The 16,320-nt window shown below is 62.1% G+C and carries 17 protein-coding genes and 1 tRNA gene; 8 read left to right on the top strand and 10 right to left on the bottom strand.

What is annotated here, in order from left to right; translation table 11 throughout:
• Positions 1 to 138: 138 nt before the first annotated feature.
• The 5 genes from M2360_RS22570 to M2360_RS22590 all read left to right on the top strand — a co-directional run bounded on the left by M2360_RS22570 (position 139) and on the right by M2360_RS22590 (position 4,337).
• A complete protein-coding gene (locus M2360_RS22570) occupies positions 139 to 564 on the top strand; it encodes a MarR family transcriptional regulator (RefSeq protein ID WP_280777638.1) in 426 nt (141 codons plus the stop codon).
• Positions 561 to 2,162 carry an MFS transporter gene (locus M2360_RS22575; RefSeq protein ID WP_280777639.1) on the top strand — a complete coding sequence of 534 codons (1,602 nt, stop codon included), beginning with the start codon at positions 561 to 563 and terminating at the stop codon, positions 2,160 to 2,162. The genes M2360_RS22570 and M2360_RS22575 overlap by 4 nt, the downstream gene beginning before the upstream one ends.
• An 18-nt stretch (positions 2,163 to 2,180) precedes the next feature.
• Positions 2,181 to 3,218 carry an HlyD family secretion protein gene (locus M2360_RS22580; RefSeq protein WP_280777640.1) on the top strand — a complete coding sequence of 346 codons (1,038 nt, stop codon included), beginning with the start codon at positions 2,181 to 2,183 and terminating at the stop codon, positions 3,216 to 3,218.
• A gap of 187 nt (positions 3,219 to 3,405) precedes the next feature.
• Positions 3,406 to 3,744 (top strand): hypothetical protein, encoded by a 339-nt coding sequence (locus M2360_RS22585; RefSeq protein WP_280777641.1) that lies wholly within the window; start codon positions 3,406 to 3,408, stop codon positions 3,742 to 3,744.
• 98 nt (positions 3,745 to 3,842) lie between these two features.
• A complete protein-coding gene (locus M2360_RS22590) occupies positions 3,843 to 4,337 on the top strand; it encodes a hypothetical protein (RefSeq protein ID WP_280777642.1) in 495 nt (164 codons plus the stop codon).
• Positions 4,338 to 4,394: 57 nt separating this feature from the next.
• Here M2360_RS22590 and M2360_RS22595 read toward each other — a convergent pair whose 3' ends face one another.
• Entirely contained in the window at positions 4,395 to 4,898 is a 504-nt protein-coding gene (locus M2360_RS22595) for a hypothetical protein (RefSeq protein WP_280777643.1), read from the bottom strand.
• A gap of 44 nt (positions 4,899 to 4,942) precedes the next feature.
• On the opposite strand from M2360_RS22595, the gene M2360_RS22600 reads away from it, so the two are divergent.
• On the top strand, positions 4,943 to 5,224 hold the full coding sequence (locus tag M2360_RS22600; RefSeq protein WP_280777644.1) for an XRE family transcriptional regulator: 282 nt from the start codon (positions 4,943 to 4,945) through the stop codon (positions 5,222 to 5,224).
• 73 nt (positions 5,225 to 5,297) lie between these two features.
• Here M2360_RS22600 and M2360_RS22605 read toward each other — a convergent pair whose 3' ends face one another.
• The 5 genes from M2360_RS22605 to M2360_RS22625 all read right to left on the bottom strand — a co-directional run bounded on the left by M2360_RS22605 (position 5,298) and on the right by M2360_RS22625 (position 11,009).
• Positions 5,298 to 6,752, bottom strand: a complete 1,455-nt coding sequence (locus M2360_RS22605) for a methyl-accepting chemotaxis protein (RefSeq protein ID WP_280777645.1) — start codon at positions 6,750 to 6,752, stop codon at positions 5,298 to 5,300.
• A gap of 189 nt (positions 6,753 to 6,941) precedes the next feature.
• Positions 6,942 to 8,132, bottom strand: a complete 1,191-nt coding sequence (locus M2360_RS22610) for a nickel/cobalt efflux transporter (RefSeq protein ID WP_280777646.1) — start codon at positions 8,130 to 8,132, stop codon at positions 6,942 to 6,944.
• 331 nt (positions 8,133 to 8,463) lie between these two features.
• Positions 8,464 to 8,874: a DUF1236 domain-containing protein gene (locus M2360_RS22615; RefSeq protein ID WP_280777647.1), complete on the bottom strand. Its 411-nt coding sequence runs from the start codon at positions 8,872 to 8,874 to the stop codon at positions 8,464 to 8,466.
• Between the two features lie 81 nt (positions 8,875 to 8,955).
• Positions 8,956 to 10,317 (bottom strand): ATP-binding protein, encoded by a 1,362-nt coding sequence (locus tag M2360_RS22620; protein WP_280777648.1) that lies wholly within the window; start codon positions 10,315 to 10,317, stop codon positions 8,956 to 8,958.
• Entirely contained in the window at positions 10,317 to 11,009 is a 693-nt protein-coding gene (locus M2360_RS22625) for a response regulator (RefSeq protein ID WP_280777649.1), read from the bottom strand. Before M2360_RS22625 ends, M2360_RS22620 begins: the two co-directional genes overlap by 1 nt.
• A 305-nt stretch (positions 11,010 to 11,314) precedes the next feature.
• Here M2360_RS22625 and M2360_RS22630 point away from each other — a divergent pair, with 305 nt between their 5' ends.
• Both M2360_RS22630 and M2360_RS22635 read left to right on the top strand, forming a co-directional pair.
• Positions 11,315 to 12,001, top strand: coding sequence for a TetR/AcrR family transcriptional regulator (locus M2360_RS22630; protein ID WP_280777650.1), 687 nt, complete (start codon positions 11,315 to 11,317; stop codon positions 11,999 to 12,001).
• Positions 12,002 to 12,456: 455 nt separating this feature from the next.
• Complete coding sequence (locus M2360_RS22635) at positions 12,457 to 12,756, top strand: hypothetical protein (RefSeq protein WP_280777651.1); 300 nt, start codon at positions 12,457 to 12,459, stop codon at positions 12,754 to 12,756.
• Positions 12,757 to 12,987: 231 nt separating this feature from the next.
• On the opposite strand, the gene M2360_RS22640 is transcribed toward M2360_RS22635, so the two are convergent.
• From M2360_RS22640 to M2360_RS22655, 4 genes are all read right to left on the bottom strand, one after another.
• Positions 12,988 to 13,064, bottom strand: a tRNA-Pro gene (locus tag M2360_RS22640).
• 151 nt (positions 13,065 to 13,215) lie between these two features.
• On the bottom strand, positions 13,216 to 13,881 hold the full coding sequence (locus tag M2360_RS22645) for an ATP-binding cassette domain-containing protein (protein ID WP_280777652.1): 666 nt from the start codon (positions 13,879 to 13,881) through the stop codon (positions 13,216 to 13,218).
• Positions 13,878 to 14,723, bottom strand: coding sequence for an ABC transporter permease (locus tag M2360_RS22650; protein WP_280777653.1), 846 nt, complete (start codon positions 14,721 to 14,723; stop codon positions 13,878 to 13,880). Before M2360_RS22650 ends, M2360_RS22645 begins: the two co-directional genes overlap by 4 nt.
• 30 nt (positions 14,724 to 14,753) lie before the next feature.
• Positions 14,754 to 16,193 (bottom strand): hypothetical protein, encoded by a 1,440-nt coding sequence (locus M2360_RS22655; protein ID WP_280777654.1) that lies wholly within the window; start codon positions 16,191 to 16,193, stop codon positions 14,754 to 14,756.
• Between the last annotated feature and the right edge of the window lie 127 nt (positions 16,194 to 16,320).

A 16,320-nucleotide genomic window follows, 5' to 3' on the forward strand; every position in this document is an offset into this window, starting at 1 on the left:
TGGTCCGGTCGCGTGTCGCGGTCGGGCCGATTTTTTTCGCGGCATACAGTTGCTGACTGCAGCAAAAGACCGGTCGCCCCCCTTTACAAAAATAGGTAGTAGACTAAATAGTAGCATGCTATCGAAAAGGCCGAAACCATGTCGCAGTCGCTCTACGACCAGATGAACCTGCTGACCCGCAAGGTCCGCAAGGTGTTTGACCATCACGCCCGCGCCCGCGGCATAACGCTGGCGCGCGGGCGGCTCCTGCGGCTGTTGGGCGCCGCATCCGAGGGCCTGCCGCAGAATGTCATCGCCCAGGAGATCGAGGTCGAAGGGCCCACTTTGGTGCGCATGCTCGATGGTCTCGAGGCGCAGGGCTATCTTTTCCGCGAAAGCGATCCCGGCGACCGCCGCGTCAAGCTGGTGCGGCTGACAGAGGAAGGCCGTCGCCAATCCGCCGAGGTCGAGGCGCTGGCTCAGGCGTTTCGCGCCCGCCTGCAGGAAGGGCTCGCGCCGGAGGATGTCGCCGCTTTCGAACGGGTCATTGTTATGATGTCGAAAAATGTCGAGGCGCTGGCATGAGCGAGGCCGCCGTGACAGCGCAGGCGCCGTCGGCGTCGCGGATCATCCATACGCCCAGGCCGTTCCTGGCCTATGTGCTGACGGCTGTGGCGCTGGGCCTCGCCCAGGGCTTCGGGCTGAATTTCATCGCCGCCAACATCACCCAGATCCAGGGCGAATTCGGCGTCACCACCAATGAATCCGCCTGGCTTTTAGCGGCCTATTACATCCCCAATGTCAGCCTCTCGATCATCCTCATCAAGGTGCGCAACCAGTTCGGGCTCAGGAATTTCGCCGAAATCGCCATCCTCGTCTTCCTTGCCGTCTCCGCCGTGCATCTGTTCATTGATGATTTCGGTTCGGCGCTGATCCTGCGTTTCTTTGCCGGCGCGGCCGGGGCGGCTTTGTCCTCGCTCGGCTTTCTCTACATGTTCGAACCTTTCGCGCCGGCGCGGAAGATGACGGTGGGCCTGTCGCTGGCGCTCGCCAATCAGGCGGTCGCGCTGCCGCTCGCCCGTATCATCTCGCCGGCGCTGCTCGATATCGGCGGCTGGCATGCGCTCTATCTGCTTGAAGTGGCGATGGCGCTGATCGCCTTTACGCTGGTCTACAAGGTGCCGCTCGGCCCCGTGCCGCGCACCATGACCATCCGGCTGATCGATCTCATCAGCTATGGTTTTCTCGCCACGGGCCTCGGCTGCCTTGCCGTGGCGCTCACGCTCGGCCGCTATTACTGGTGGCTGGAAGCGCCCTGGATCGGCGTGCTGCTCGCCGTCGCGGTGGCGGGCGTCGCCATGACCGTTGTCATCGAGCTCAACCGCAAGGAGCCGCTGCTCGACATCGCCTGGCTCACCTCGCCGCCCATGCTGCATTTCCTCGGCGTGCTCCTGCTGTTCCGCGTCGCGCTGTCGGAACAGGCTTCCGGCGCGCTGGCGTTGCTCACGCAATTGGGGCTCGCGCCCTATCAGCTCACCACGCTCTGGACCGTCATTCTCATCGCTTCTGTCGGCGCGTCCGCCTTTTGCACGCTGATCCTCAAGCCGGGGCGCGAACCGCTCATCCACGCCGTGGCGCTGGTGATGATCGGAACCGGCGCCTGGATGGACGCCTCCGCCACCAGCCTCACCCGACCCGGCGACATTCTGGTCAGCCAGGCGCTGATTGCGGCGGGCGGCGGGCTGTTTCTGCCGCCTGCGCTGTCGGCGGGCTTCATCAATGCGCTCAGCAAGGGGCCGAATTACATCACCGGCTTCATCATGGTGTTCATCTTCACCCAGACCATGGGCGGCCTGTTCGGATCAGCGCTGTTCGGCACATTCGCGACCATCCGCGAAAAGGTCCATTCGGTCGATCTCGTGGCGGGTCTTGCGCGCACCGATCCTCTGGTTGCCGCCCGCGTGGCCCAGCTCGGCCAGTCCTATGCCGGGGTGCTGACCGACAAGGCGCTGCTCACGGCCGAAGGCGGGCAATTGCTCGCCCAGCAGGTGACCCGCGAAGCCTGGGTGCTGGCCTATAACGATCTCTTCCTCGCCATCGCCGCCATCTGCGCGCTGGCGCTCATAGCCCTCATTGTCCACTCCGCCTGGCGGGCGGTCTTCGTCCGTCCCGCCGCCGCCTAAAATTCTGGAACCACGCTCATGTCTCGTCTCGTCCGCGCTATCGCCAGCCTTCTCGCCATCCTCGCCGGCATCGCCGGCGTGCTGCTGATCCTCTATGTCTGGCAATTACCGCCCTTCACCACCTCGGTCGAGACCACCGACAACGCCTATGTGCGCGGCCAGGTGACGTTCCTGGCGCCGCAGGTGTCGGGCTATGTGCTGCAGGCGCCGGTCACCGATTACCAGCGGGTGAAGAAAGGCGATGTGGTGCTGAAGATCGACGACCGCATCTATGTGCAGAAAGCCCGCCAGGCCGAGGCGACGCTCGCCGCCGATCAAGCCCAGCTCGCCACGCTCGAACAGGAGCGCGCCTCCGACGACGCCAAGCTCAAGGCCGCCAACGCCAAGGTCGACAGCGCCAATGTCGCGCTGGAGACCGCCCAGGCGACCTACGACCGCAACCTGTCGCTCGCCCGCCAGAACGCCATTTCCCAGACCGTGCTGGAACAGAGCGGCAGCGCGCTCGAAGCCGCGCGCGCCAGCCTCGTCTCCGCCCGCGCCGACGCCGATGTCGCCCAACAGGCGCTGGTGTCGATCGCCGTCTCCCGCAAGCAATATGAGGCGGCGATCGACGGCGCCCGCGCCGCGTTAGAACTCGCCCGTATCGACCTCGCCAACACGGTGATCCGCGCCCCCTCGGACGGCCGCCTCGGCGAAGTCTCCGCCCGCATCGGCGCCTATGTGACCACAGGCACGCAGCTGATGTCGCTGGTGCCCGACCGCATCTGGATCTCGGCCAATTTCAAGGAGACCCAGGTCGCCGCTATGCGCATCGGCATGCCCGTCACCTTCACCGCCGATCTCCTCAAAGGCCAGCGCTTCACCGGCCGCATCGAAAGCTTCTCGCCCGCCACCGGCAGCGAATTCTCCGTGATCAAATCCGACAACGCCACCGGCAATTTCACCAAAGTCACCCAACGCCTCCCCGTCCGCATCGCCATCGATGAGGGACAGCCGGCGGCGGACCGGCTCGCGCCAGGGCTTTCGGTGGAGGTGAGCGTGGATACGGCGGGGTGAGGGGGGCAGTGCTTCCACGGCGCGCCAACTCCGGTCGGGGATTTCCGCCCTTGCCATGTCCTGCGGCCTGAGCTCTACAGTCTTCATGGAAATTCTCAGAAGCACCCTCAATCGGTTCTCCCATCAAAGAGCCGCCCGGTGGTGGGTCGGCGGTCGACCGGATTGTCCTGAAGCCGAATTCCCGAGGATGATCGCGGCGAAGGTCGGTTATCCCACATCACTGGACGACCCTTTCGCAACTGGCGGCATGGTGCGCTTGAACCGGCGACAAGCCGCGCATGTTCTCGCTGTCGCGGCATCGACGAGTTTGGCTTACGATAGGCCGTGTCCGGCAAGATCTGAGGTTGACGCAGCCGCCGAGGCCATCGGAGAGCTGGCGGACGACGCTGCGTTCTTTGGCAACGGATTGTGGGATCCTGCTGCATTGTCAAGCTGGACGCCGCTGACCGCAGCCACATTCGATTGCGGATTGATTGGCTATGACGCAGAGCAAGCGTTCATCTTCTGGGTCGAGGAAGAAGATTAGGCAGGCTGAGGCGTTGCTCCGAGAAGAGTGCTGACGTTAATCCGCCGCAATATGCTGCCTCTGTTGGTCGCGGCAGATACATCTGGCCGAGGGGTTGAATGCGCGTTTGGCAACGCCGCTGGAGCGGGAAAAAAACAATCGGGATCATCGCTTTAGCCGCCTTGACGGTCATGGCGCTGAACATTCTGTTTGATTATGGCAGGGCCATGTTAATGGGCGAATTCGAATGGCCAAAATCCGCCTATATCAAGATCGAAGACATGGCCTTAATTCTCAGACGAATTCGAGCTCCCGCGAGATGGTGTTATCCGTCCGAAAATTCCGCCAACATCTATGTTCTCGACCCGAAAGAGGAGGAACGGGAATTTGGGCGCTGCATGTCCTCGATCAAACCTGTCAGCGATTTCTACGAAACAGACCCGGGATATTACGTCAAGCGCTTCTACCGGGGCGAGGTCCAGGGCAAATTCTGTGAGGTCACTCTGTCGACCGTAAACAGCGATGACAGGATAGTCGGATCGAACTGCTACTTCGGGCTTTTCCCCAAGGAAAGGGATACAGGTGTCGGCATGACGGACGACAAATTTGGTTAAAACGACAAAGACCGCATACCCGAGCGCACTATACTTCTTGCATGGGTGAGGGCTTTACTACAATGCGCTCACGTTCAGCGGCATGGCGCACCATGGGCAGAAGCCGATCACGAGCCCATTCGTTCGCGTCTCATCCAGATGCAATGTGAAAACGCCATGCGACCTGCCGATGACGGATTTCGCTTTTGAGCTCATTGCGTAGGCGATGTGGATGCAGGGGAAGTCTTCGATATCGAGTTCATGCCGGATCTCGACGTACCACCAGATATCGGTTTGCAAATCGGGATTGTCAGCAATCGAAAGCCTGAGGTCTGGCGGGATATGAATGAGTACAGAGAAGTCTTCGGTGGCGATCGCCTGTTTTATGTCCGCGTCGGAATGCTGATCGAGAAGACGACGATGTGCTCTGAGCCATTGATCGGAGTTATCTTGTAGAACGAGATCCATGTCTGAAATACGCTCGACGGCGCGCTTTGTTGCCTTCTGCTTGGAGGCTATCCTATTGCTGGTTGCGGTTATAGTAGGAAATTGGAACTCGCGCTGGTTGGTCGTAACAAACAATCGCTGTTCCGAGCCGTGACGAGCAATGTATGGAAAGCGGAACGATGACCACTGAGACATACGATAGCGTCTGGGACGCCCTCTCCGACACCCCGGAGGAAGCCGCCAATCTCAAGGCGCGCTCGACGCTGCTTTATGAAATCCGCAAGGCGGTCCTGAAATGGGATCTGCCGCAAGATGAGGCCGCAAAACGCCTCGGTCTCACCCGTCCGCGCGCCAATGATCTCTTGCGCGGCAAACTCGCGAAATTCTCGCTCGACGCCCTCGTAAACATCGCCGCCGCCGCGCGGCTCGACATCGAGATCCGGGCGCGGGACGCGGCGTAGCCGTCACCCGCCCCAAGCCCGCCGCCGTCTCCCAGCGACGGGCCCACTTTCTGTGACGCAATCGCCCCCCGCCTCACGCTGCGTGGCGCATCTCCGCCTTGTACTGCCCGGCCGCGCTGGCCGCGCCGCTCAGCCTGAAGGCGCCCACCAGGTCCGCCAGTTCGCGGGAGCGGGCCTGCATCGTGGCGGTGGCGGCGTTGGTTTCTTCCACCATCGCGGCGTTCTGCTGGGTCACGCGATCCATGTCGGTCACGGCGCTGTTGATTTCCTGGATGCCGGTGGCCTGTTCGCGGGCCGAGGCGGCGATCGCGGCGATGACCTCGTCGATCTCGGCGACCTTGTTGACGATGCCGCTCAGCGTCTTGCTGGTGCTTTCCACCAGCGCCACGCCATGCTTGACCTGGTCGGAGCTGGTGGTGATCAGGTTGCGGATTTCCTTCGCCGCTTCGGCGGAGCGCTGCGCCAGCGCCCGCACTTCCGAGGCCACCACGGCAAAGCCCTTGCCGGCGTCGCCGGCGCGCGCGGCTTCCACGCCGGCGTTCAGCGCGAGCAGGTTGGTCTGGAAGGCGATTTCGTCGATCACCGACACGATCCGGGCGATTTCCTGCGAGCTTTGCGCGATGCGGCCCATGGCGGTCTCCGCCTGATGCATGATCTCGCCGGTGCGGCCCACTTCCTCGCGGGTCGAGGAGGCGACGCGGTTGGCGGCGGCGGCGCCGTCGGATGTGCGGCTCACCGTCGTGGTCAGTTCATGCAGCGCCGCCGCCGTCTCTTCCAGCGCCTGCGCCTGCTGTTCGGTGCGGCGGGACAATTCCTTGCTCGCGCCGGTCACTTCGTCCATGCCCTGGCTGAGGTCGTCCACGGTGCGGGCGATCTTTTGCATCGTGTCGTTCAGGGCGTCGGTGGCGCGGTTGAAATCGCGCCGGGCGCTTTCGTTTTTCTCCGGCAGCGTCTGCGTGATGCGGGCCGAGAGGTCGCCGGCGGCCAGCGCGTTGAGCGCGTCGCCCAGCGCCGTCATCGCCAGCGCATCAGCCTCGGCGTCCGTGGCGCGGGTCTGTTCGAATTGGGCGCGCTGCCGGCTGGTCTCTGTCTCCTGATCGGCCATCAGCACATGCACCGCCGTGGCGATATCGGTGAAGATCGCTTCCATCATGCTGCGCAGATAGGCTTCGCGTTTGCGCGGCGAAAATGTCGTTTCCTTGAGCACCACCAGCGACCATTCCGCCGCATAGATCGACGCCGCCTTGACGATGAAATTGGTGAAGCCGGTCTTCTCGGCGATCGAGCGGATCACCGGCGCCTGCGCCGTGAAATATGCCGCGTTGAAATTTCCCTCGCACAAATGCCGGAACTTCACCCGCTCTCTCGCCACAACGTCTTCGGAAAGCGTGGTCGTCGAGGGGTCGAAATGCTTGAAGCATCTCGTGCTGACCTCACGAATATGTTTGTCCAGTTTCGTGAAAAGCTCTTCTCCCATGCGACGTTTCTCGCCGGACCAGGGCTGAATATCGTTTTCGATCGAATGCATGATGTCCCCTCTGCAATATAGAGGAATCTATCCCATAATAGATTTAATGCGGGATGAATAAAATCTGGATTTAGTTGGTGCTTATATTGTATCTCTACTTATTAATATAAGCAATAAGCAATTTAAATTACAAAACCCTGTCGCGGCCGCGCGCTCGCCGCAGCGGATCTGTCCTTGTCCGACATCGCGTCATCCGCCGGTCGCCGCGATCCCCTGCCAGCCATGCAGGCAGGTATAGATCCCCACCGCCAGGATCAGCAGGCTCGACAGATAAGGCGCGCGGGCCGCGATGTCGCTCACGCCGCGCCAGCGTTTGCCGGCCTGCCGGAGGCTCAGCGCCGCGAGCACGCCCACCGACACCAGCGTCAGCGCCAGCCCGATCGAGAAGCACAGGACCAGTGTGAAGCCGAGCGAGAATTCCTTGAGCTGCAGACACAGGAGCAACACGGTGATGGCGGCGGGGCAGGGGATCAGCCCGCCGGTCAGGCCGAACAGAATGATCTGGCCGGTGGTGGCGCGGCCGTTGGAAAAACGCTTTCGGATGTCGTTGGCATGCGCCAGTTCATGGGCGTCCTGATGGGCGTCGATGGCGCTCGCGAACCCGCGCATGTCGGCATGCGGCGCATCCTTACCGGGCGCGTCGACAAAAGCCAGATCATAGACATGGCTATGGCCGCCATGGCGGAGCGTCAACCGCGCCGTGAAGTCATGCGGCTCATCGACCGTGTCGACCGATTGCAGCCCGTCGCCGCGCTGGATGAACACGAACACGCTGAGCGTCCCGTCCGGCCGCTCGGTGGTCAGCTTGACGTCATAGGCCGACCAGCGCGGCCCGCTTTCCGTTCTCAGCCGCCACACCGCTGGCCCTTCGCCCTCATACAGTTCGAGCGCCACGACGCCATGGCCGGTGTCGATGCGCCGGATGTCCGCAGGCGCAACGGAATGCCCGTGTCGATGCGAATGGCCATGGGCGTGATGCCCGTCATGCCCATGATGGTGGGAATGCCCATGCCCTGCCGCCTGCAGCGCCATCTGGTGGTCGCGCCGCACCCGCCACACCATCCACATGGCGATGGCGATGATGATGAGGCCCGACGCGAGCTGGAAATAGGGTTCGATCGCCTCGGCGTTTATCCCGCGCCACAGCGTCATGCCTACAAGCGCAATGCCCCAGACCACGGCGGTATGCGACAGCGTCGCCGCCAGCCCCAACAGCACCGCCTGCAGCACGGTGCCGCGCACCGCCACGATGAAGGCCGCCATCATCGTCTTGGAATGGCCGGGCTCCAGCCCATGCAGCGCCCCGAGCAAGATGGCGCTGGGGATGAACAGCCAGGCATGCGCCGAACCTTGCTGCAGTAACGCGTCGAAACCGGGCATGGGCGCTCCTCAGAGATAACGGGCGATGGCTTTGAACTCTCGTCGATGTCGTTACGTCTTCCCGGAAGATCGACGGCATCGCCATGGTCGCGGTCCTCCGCCCGCGACCATGGCGATGCCGCTGCGCGGACACGCCTCGGCCCGCATGAGCCGCTTGACGATCCCAGGATGGCTTTCGAGGAAATGTTGCGTCATGCCGCATGCTATCCTTGCTTCAGAGCATCATGCAAGACGCTCCAGCCCGCCGCAGCGGAGAAACCGGGCAAGAAAAAGCCCTTGCGACGCAGGGTGTTCGCAAGGGCTTCGACTGGAGTTCGGTGTGCGGGGCGGCCTATTCGATGATCCTCACCACGGTATGGGTGCGGGGATCGACGATCACCCGCTGTTGGTTGACCACGGTATAGGCATAGGCCTCGTCGCCGGGAATGGGCGTGAGCGCGATGTCGGCGGGCAGCGGCTCGCCGACCACGATCGGCTGTTCCACCACGACGCGTCGGTCGGGTACCGGCTGTTCCTGCACATAGGTCACCACCCGTTCGGACGGCGGATCGAGCGCCGCGCCGGCGGCGAGGCCCACCGCCCCGCCCACAACGGCCCCGACGGGACCGCCGACGATCGCGCCGGTGGCCGCGCCGCCGGCCGCGCCGGTCAGCGCGCCGTTATTGTCGTCATCGGCGTAAGCGGGAGCGGCGGCGAGTGTGGCCAGCGCCAGGCAGCCTGCCGTCAACAGCGTAAGTTTCATGACAATCTCCTTTGCATCGATGTCTCGATGCCCCCTTAACGCCCCTCTCGCGGCCTGGGTTCCGCGTGGATCTCAGCCTGATCAGCTCAGGCGCGGAAGGATGATTGTCACCGTCAGGCCGCCTTCGGGATTGGCGAGCGCCTCCACCGAGCCGCCATGCGCCTCAACGGCCCGCCTTGTAATGGCGAGGCCGAGGCCATAGCCGGATTCGCTTTCCTGCAGCCGGGTGAACGGGTGGAAGATCTTTTCGATATCCTCCTGAGGCACGATCGGGCCGGGGTTGCGAATGGCGAGTTCCAGCGTCTCGCCATCGCTGCTGCGCGCTGCCGAGATGGCGATCCGGCTGCCGTCGGGGGAATATTTCACCGCATTGCGCGCGACATTCTCGATGGCGCGATAGATCAGCTCGCCGTTGACGCGGGTTACGAAGCTTTGAATGCCGGCATAGTCCATCGCCACGCCCTTGGCCTGCGCCTCGAAGGCGGCGTCGTCGATGATCGCCGAGACGAGATCGATGATGTCGATCGTTTCCCGTTCGAGCGTCGCCGCCGCATTGGGGCCCAGCCGCGCAAGCGTGAGGATCTCCTCCACCAGCCCGTCCTGCCGCTTGATCTCGCGCTCCATGCGCGGCAGCAGCGTCTCGAGCCGGGCGGGGTTCTTGCGCAACAGGCCGACGGCCGCCTGTAGTCGCGACAGCGGTGAGCGCAACTCGTGCGACACGTCGTGGAACAGTCGTTTTTGCGCGGCGTCCATTTGCTCGAGCTTGGCGGCGGTGGTGTCGAAATCCCGGCCCAGCGTGGCGATTTCGTCGCGCCGTTTGCCCAGTTGCGCGCCGATGCGGACATTGAAAGCGCCGCCCGCCAGCGTCTTCAGCCCCTCGCGCAGTTTCATGATTGGCGACACCAGATAATTGGCGAGCAGGAAGGACGAGATGACGCTGGCGAGCAGTCCGGCCAGCAGCGGCAGTACGGTCGGCGCGATGCGATCAAACAGCGAAAGCCGTTCCTTCTGGAGATTGATGCGATAACAGGCCGCCAGGCCTGGAACGGTAACGCTGACCAGTCCGTTTCGGTCAGGCGTCATCTGCGGCCCGTGGGGTGGGGGCGGCGCGTCGGGCTGCTGCTCGCGGGCATGCCGGGCCAGAGGTCCTGGGCCTACCAGATCCTGGCAGGCCTCCGGCGCGGTCCCGGCTTCGACATGAAAGCGGATGCGCATGGTCGGCGTTTGCCGGCCCATCATTGTGACGAAAGTGTCGGCCTCGACGGTCTCGTCTGCGCGCAGAAAACCGGCCAGCGCCTCAAGCGTATATTTTTCCTGAAGATCGATGAACCCGTCCTTCGGCGGCAACACCTCCAGATAGGCGTTGACCGCGATGATGATGGCGATGGCGCCCGCCATGGTCAGCCAGATCGTCAGGAACGAATGCCAGAAGGTCCGTCCCATCAGCCGTCCGTCACCAGCTGATAGCCCTGGCCCCGCACGGTGCGGATGCAGGATTGCCCGTTTTCGGCGATGCCGAGCTTCTGGCGGATCGAACTGACATGCACGTCGATGCGGCGATCGAACGGCGCCAGCGGCTGGCCGAACACCCGCTTGGCCATGTCCTGCTTGGACACCAGCTGACCGGCATTGCGGGCCAGCACTTCGAGAATGGAATATTCGGCCCCGGTCAGTTCCAGCACGCGTCCGCGCCATTCGGCGCGCCGCGCTCCCGTGTTCAGTTGCAGCGAGCCGGCCTCCACCAGCCGCGCGCCGCCGTCTCCGGCCATATGCCGGCGCGACCGGCGCAGGATGGCGCGCAGACGCGCCACGAGTTCATCGGGCGAGCAGGGTTTGGGCACATAGTCGTCGGCCCCCAGATTGAGTCCGGTGATGCGATCGACATTGTCGCCGCGCGCCGTCAGCATCAGCACCGGCACGTCGCTTGTCCGGCGGATGCGCTGCAGCACCTCGATGCCGTTCATCTTGGGCATCATGATATCGAGGACGATGATGTCGAACTGGTTGGAGAGGCTTTCGTCCACGCCCTGTCGGCCATCATGCACGGCGCGCGCGTCAAATCCTTCCTCGACCAGATATTCGGTGAGAAGCGATGTCAATTCGACGTCGTCGTCAATGAGCAGAACCTTGGTCATGCGTCCGGGATACACCCTCAGATCGGCTTTGCCAGCGCTTTTACCTAACTTTACACTGCCTTAACAGCACTTAACGCAGGGCTCGCTACGGTGAATTCTGGCCAGGATGACGCCGAGCCGCAGGATGCGCGAACGGGCAGCGAAATGCAAGATCTCCAGGGGTGGGGATCGCCCGCCGCATCGGGTCGGCGCGTTCTGTGGTCAAGGGGTGAGCATGACGCGAAAGCGGAGCCGCCGAACATCTGAGCCGCTTGAACCTGCGGATCAGGTTCGGTCTGGCTGCCGAAAAAGATAGGAGCCCGACTTTGACACTGGAATCGACATCTTACGCAGCGCCCCAGGCCTTGGACCGCATCCCGACCGACACCGTCGAGAGCGGGGACGAGGCATCCCTGCCGAAGCGGGGGCGGGGTCGGCCCAAGGTGCGCAGCGATGAAGAGCAACGCGACATCATTGTCGAGCGCGCCGCCAACATCTATTTGCGCACCGGCTATATCGCCATGCGGATGGACGACATATCCGCCGCCTGCCGCGTGTCCAAGCGCACGCTATACCGGCTTTTCCCGAGTAAGCTGTACCTGTTCCGCTCCATTGTCGGGCTGATGAACACCCAGTTGTTCGATTTCGACGATGTCGAGCCAGGCGACTCCGTGGAGCGGGCCCTGTCGGCCATTTTCCGCGTCGATGTCGACGAAGACACCGATCAGAAGCGGCAGGCCTTTCTGCGTCAGGCCCGGCAGGACGCCGTCCTTGCGCCGGAAATCGGCGAGGTTCTCCGCGAAGATTGCCTCGACCGCGCCCGCCGGCGCTTGACGGAATGGTTCGAACGCTGGAGCGAGGCGGGCTTGCTCAGCGCCACCAATCCGCAGGCCGCCGCCTATATGCTGATGGACATGACCTTCGGCGCGGCCGACAGCGAACAACGCAAGGGCGTCACCGGGCGCGCTTTTATCCGCACCTGCATTCAATACTTCGTCAACGGCGTCCGCTGACGATAGAAAATTCGGCGTCGACGCGCCGCCGCCTTGCGCCGGGGGCCAATCCCGGCGCCTGAAGAATGCGACTTTCCGCCCGCGCCGTTTGCGTCGGAAATGCGCTGTTCGGGGCCCCGCCCAGGCGGAGGCCGTGAAAAGTCCCGCCGCTTCTGCGCGCGGGATTTTTTTTGGCCGCGCGGATATCTGCGACACGAACGACCCGCCCGCGCACACCCATTCCGTCCGCCCAGACGGCGCATCGCTGCGTCGCATCCGGAAAATACTCGGCAACATCAGGAATTATTCCAAATTCACCCATTTGGGGGAGGTGGTTCGTTTCGGGTTACGTTATCAAACGCAATAGACGCCTCGGGATGCGACTCGGATTTTCGGATCGGTCCCGCGTCTGCTGAACCTTGCGGCCCGGATGGGGGCAATGGGCGGGGCTTTGGATCGAAGCGATTGGTATTATAATGTTTGACAGCGAACCGACCAACACAATCCTTCTCATTTTCGCAGCGCTGCTCTACGGCGCCGTGGCGTCCGGCTGTGTGTTGCGAACCCTGTTCGAAGGCTATGCCGTTCGGGCGCCCTGGGATGCATGGCGCGTGCTGGGGCTGATCCTCTGCTTCATCTGGCCGATCTTGCTTCTCGCCCCACTGGCGCAGCTGTGGCGCGGCTCCCGCAAGCCCGGGACGGAACCTCGCGGCCTCGGATCCCTGCGCGGCGGCCCTGACCGCGCCGAGGACGATCGCGTCCGGTCAAAGGGATAATCCCATAACGAGTTTGCCTCGTCGCGGCGGGAGACCATCCGACCGGCGCGCCAGGCTGGGCAACGGTTGCGCGACGGCGACGAAACGTCCGACGATTACGGCGTCCACACAGAACCAGCGCAATGCAAGGGAAGTGGCGAGATCCGCCTCATCGTAGCTCGCCAAGCCTGAGCTTGCGACACTGATTAGGCCGTATCCATGAAGGGCTGAAGAAGTCGGGAAACTATAACTTGGTCGGAGTGGCAAGATTCGAACTTGCGACCCCCTCGTCCCGAACGAGGTGCGCTACCAGGCTGCGCTACACTCCGTAACTCAAGTTGAGGGTCGTATAGACCGCTCTTTTTGTTTCCGCAAGTCATTTCGTCAAAAAAAGTTCAAGGAAATGTGGATACGGATCATCCTGTTGATAGTTATGGTTTATTCACCCGGAAGGACGGCGTCTCGCGCGCGGTTTGGCGCTCAGACATAGACCTTGTTGATCTCGTTGAACGCTTTGGCGGCGTCGTTCAAATCGTCGAAAAACGTCAGTTTTCCCTGATGCAACACGCTCGCCGACTTGCACATTTTCGCCGCGTAGTCCGGATCGCTCGTCGCCAGCAACACGGTGAACTTGTCGCTGTTGTCGATAATGTAGTTCATGCATTTCCGGCGGAATTTCTGGTCGCCCAGCGAGATCGTGTCATCGATCAGGATATGGTTGAAGCCGAGCGAAAGAAGGGCGCTGACGGCAAAGCGGGCGCGGGCCTGATTTTGGATGTTCTTCAGCGGCAGATCGAGTTGTCGATCCATCGCCGAAAATGCCGCGCAGAAATCCAGCGCTTCGGGATAGTTGCGCCCGTAAATATCGGTGAGGAAGCGCAGGTTCTGCCGCCCCGTCAGTTTCTGCGAGATATTGGCGCGGAAATCCATCGGATAGGAAACGCGTCCGCGCCTGTGGATCTCGCCCTGGGACAAGGTGTCGTTGCCGCAGATGACGTTGAGCAGCGTCGTCTTTCCCTGGCCCCGGGGCGCCAGCACCGCGTGATTGTCCCCGTCGTGGAAAACTGCGTTCAGGTTCTGAAAGACCCATTGGATGCCGTTGCGGCGGTCCCGATAGGCTTTGCCAGCATTTTCAAGGGTGATCATACCATCTCGTCTTCGTCTTCATCGCCTTTCGCGCGGATGATCTCTTTGCGGAACAACCGCTCCATCGCCAGCGAGAAAAGAAGGACCACGGTGGAGAAGCAGAGCAGATAACTCGGCGAATACACCGTCAGGTAATCGAGATAGGAATGCGATCGCAATCCCTCGACACAATGCAGGAACGGGTTCCAGATGATGATCGCGAGAATCTCCGGCGGCATTTGCGCCGGTACGAACAGCACGCCCGACGTCATCATCAGCGGCAAAGACATCATTTTCCACATGCTGCGCCAGACCGGCACCAGCGCCCCGACCGTGGCGTTGAACATCGCCATCGACAGGCTGAAATAGAGAACCAGCAGCATGGACAGCACGAATCCCTGGAAATCCGTGATGACCTCGGTCTGGAGAATGCGTCCGACGGCGGCGAAGAAGACCGTGAGAATCACGATCCAGATCACGAATTCGACGATGGAGCGCGCCACGACAGTGTCGAGCGGCTTGACCAGGCCGAATTCGAACAGCGCCCGGTTCGCCTGAATCGCCCTGCCGCCGGTGTTGATGACGGCGCGGACCGCCCGGAAGGCCACGACGCCGGTCAGAAGGAACATCACCGAGCTTTCGCCGAAAGCGGGGCTGACCGTCTTGAAGTAGACGCGCGCCAACAGCAGGATGCCGACAAGGATCGCGGGCTCCACGATGGTCCAGACATAGGCCACCGGCGAGGCGCCGAATCGATTGGCGGCCTCGCGGAAGATCATGGCGACGATGACGCGCAGATTGTTCTGCGCGCCATTCAGCACGCTGATCTCTCGTTCTCGCCGGTTGGCGTTCAACGTGCTCACGTTATCCTCCTGCGCAACGATCCCGGCGGATCAGATCGCATGGTCCTTGAACGAGCGGTAGAAGAACTGCGCCAGCAGCCAGATCGCCATGAAAACCAGCAGCGATATGAATGTGTCGAGGATCCGCATCGGATAAAGCGCGATTTCCGGTCTCACGGGTTCGACGAACAGCGCGAAATAGCGGTCCTGCTTCTGGGCCTCGGTGAGCGAGGTTTCGAACGCCGCGAGCGCCGTGGTGTAGGCCTGGGTGGCGAAGGTCTGCTGCACCGTCAGGTCTTCGAACTTGGTGAGGACGCCGGGAATATTGCCTTCTTCATTGACGCGGCCCGCTTTCATCGGCTGACTGGACACTTTCTGCGTGTCTGGCAGCGACATTTTTTGCTTGAGCACGGCGAGCTGTTCTTCCAGGCCCTTGATCGTGCGCTTCAGCACCACAACCTGCGGCGCATCGCCCGCCACGCTTTGAAGGGCGGTGTTCAGCCGTGTCCGCGTCGCCTGCAGTTCCGATTCCAGCTTTTGCGTCAGTGAGAAGTCAAGCTGTGACAACTGGGCCGGATCGATGATCTTTTCGGTCGATCGCAACTGACGAATTTCGTCACGCACATTCTCGAGCCGGGCTTCGGCCCGTTCGACCTGCAGGTTGGCGACGCGCGTCATCTGCTGCCGCGAGCTTTCGCTCAGCGAGTTGACCAGCTTTTCCGACACTTTCAGAACGGCGTCGGTAATCGCCTTGGAGTCTTCCGCCGTGAAGGCGTAGATATACAGGGTCGTATTGCCGGTGGTGGAATTGAAGCTGATCTCCACCATGTCGCGCCAATATTCGGTGAACCTTTCCAGCGGCATGTCGGGCGAAATGCGGTAGAGCAGGTCTATGTTGGGGCGGGAATAATACTGACGCAGATCGACGCCGAATTGATCGCGCACGTCGCGGACCAATTGCTGGGATTCGATATAGGCCGCAACGATGTAGGAATCGTTGGATTGCACGGAGGTGCCGAACAGGCTTCCCAGACCCAGGCTCGCCATAGACGAGGCGTTGGAGCCGCGGACTGAGAATTGCGACTCCACCACATATTGCGGGCTGGCCAGCACCGTAAAGTACAGGGCCGAACACAATCCCGGAATGATGACGAACAGCAGAAACGAGACATTGGTCCAGGACGCCCGGAACAGGCGCTTGCTCGGGGCCTTGAAGTCTTCGTTGTCTTCGCTCTCCGCCTCTTGAGCCGCCTGTTTGCGTTGCAGCGGCGGCGCCATCGGACTGTCCGCGATGACCGAGATGATCCTGCCTTTGGCCGTCGCCGTGTCCGCGCCTTTGCCGGCGCTCATATCCGCTTCGGCCGCGTCGACGTTTTCCGCTTGTCTTTCACGCTCGGCGCGTTTGCGAAGCTGTTTCTCGCGTCGTTCTTCTTTGGTGAGCGGAAACTGGATGGTTTCGGCATTCTCATCCGTCGTCTTCGGAACTGTCATATCTCATTCCAATTTTACCGGTTGGCCGGGGGGAATTCCCGCCAAAGCCGAGCAATGGGGAGGAAACGCGCGATGCAGAGGCGCACGTCGCCAGTTTCCAGTATTCAACACGCCGTCGGCCCCGACC

The sequence above is a fragment of the Rhizobium sp. SG_E_25_P2 genome (assembly GCF_029892285.1).
Lineage (GTDB): Bacteria > Pseudomonadota > Alphaproteobacteria > Rhizobiales > Rhizobiaceae > Rhizobium_E.

What these genes read in the sequence shown, in the direction of transcription:
- M2360_RS22570 (WP_280777638.1), top strand. Translation starts at nt 139, where the DNA reads ATGTCGCAGTCGCTCTACGACCAGATGAACCTGCTGACCCGCAAGGTC.
- M2360_RS22575 (WP_280777639.1), top strand. Translation starts at nt 561, where the DNA reads ATGAGCGAGGCCGCCGTGACAGCGCAGGCGCCGTCGGCGTCGCGGATC.
- M2360_RS22580 (WP_280777640.1), top strand. Translation starts at nt 2,181, where the DNA reads ATGTCTCGTCTCGTCCGCGCTATCGCCAGCCTTCTCGCCATCCTCGCC.
- M2360_RS22585 (WP_280777641.1), top strand. Translation starts at nt 3,406, where the DNA reads ATGATCGCGGCGAAGGTCGGTTATCCCACATCACTGGACGACCCTTTC.
- M2360_RS22590 (WP_280777642.1), top strand. Translation starts at nt 3,843, where the DNA reads ATGCGCGTTTGGCAACGCCGCTGGAGCGGGAAAAAAACAATCGGGATC.
- M2360_RS22600 (WP_280777644.1), top strand. Translation starts at nt 4,943, where the DNA reads ATGACCACTGAGACATACGATAGCGTCTGGGACGCCCTCTCCGACACC.
- M2360_RS22605 (WP_280777645.1), bottom strand. Translation starts at nt 6,752, where the DNA reads ATGCATTCGATCGAAAACGATATTCAGCCCTGGTCCGGCGAGAAACGT.
- M2360_RS22610 (WP_280777646.1), bottom strand. Translation starts at nt 8,132, where the DNA reads ATGCCCGGTTTCGACGCGTTACTGCAGCAAGGTTCGGCGCATGCCTGG.
- M2360_RS22615 (WP_280777647.1), bottom strand. Translation starts at nt 8,874, where the DNA reads ATGAAACTTACGCTGTTGACGGCAGGCTGCCTGGCGCTGGCCACACTC.
- M2360_RS22620 (WP_280777648.1), bottom strand. Translation starts at nt 10,317, where the DNA reads ATGGGACGGACCTTCTGGCATTCGTTCCTGACGATCTGGCTGACCATG.
- M2360_RS22625 (WP_280777649.1), bottom strand. Translation starts at nt 11,009, where the DNA reads ATGACCAAGGTTCTGCTCATTGACGACGACGTCGAATTGACATCGCTT.
- M2360_RS22635 (WP_280777651.1), top strand. Translation starts at nt 12,457, where the DNA reads ATGTTTGACAGCGAACCGACCAACACAATCCTTCTCATTTTCGCAGCG.
- M2360_RS22645 (WP_280777652.1), bottom strand. Translation starts at nt 13,881, where the DNA reads ATGATCACCCTTGAAAATGCTGGCAAAGCCTATCGGGACCGCCGCAAC.
- M2360_RS22655 (WP_280777654.1), bottom strand. Translation starts at nt 16,193, where the DNA reads ATGACAGTTCCGAAGACGACGGATGAGAATGCCGAAACCATCCAGTTT.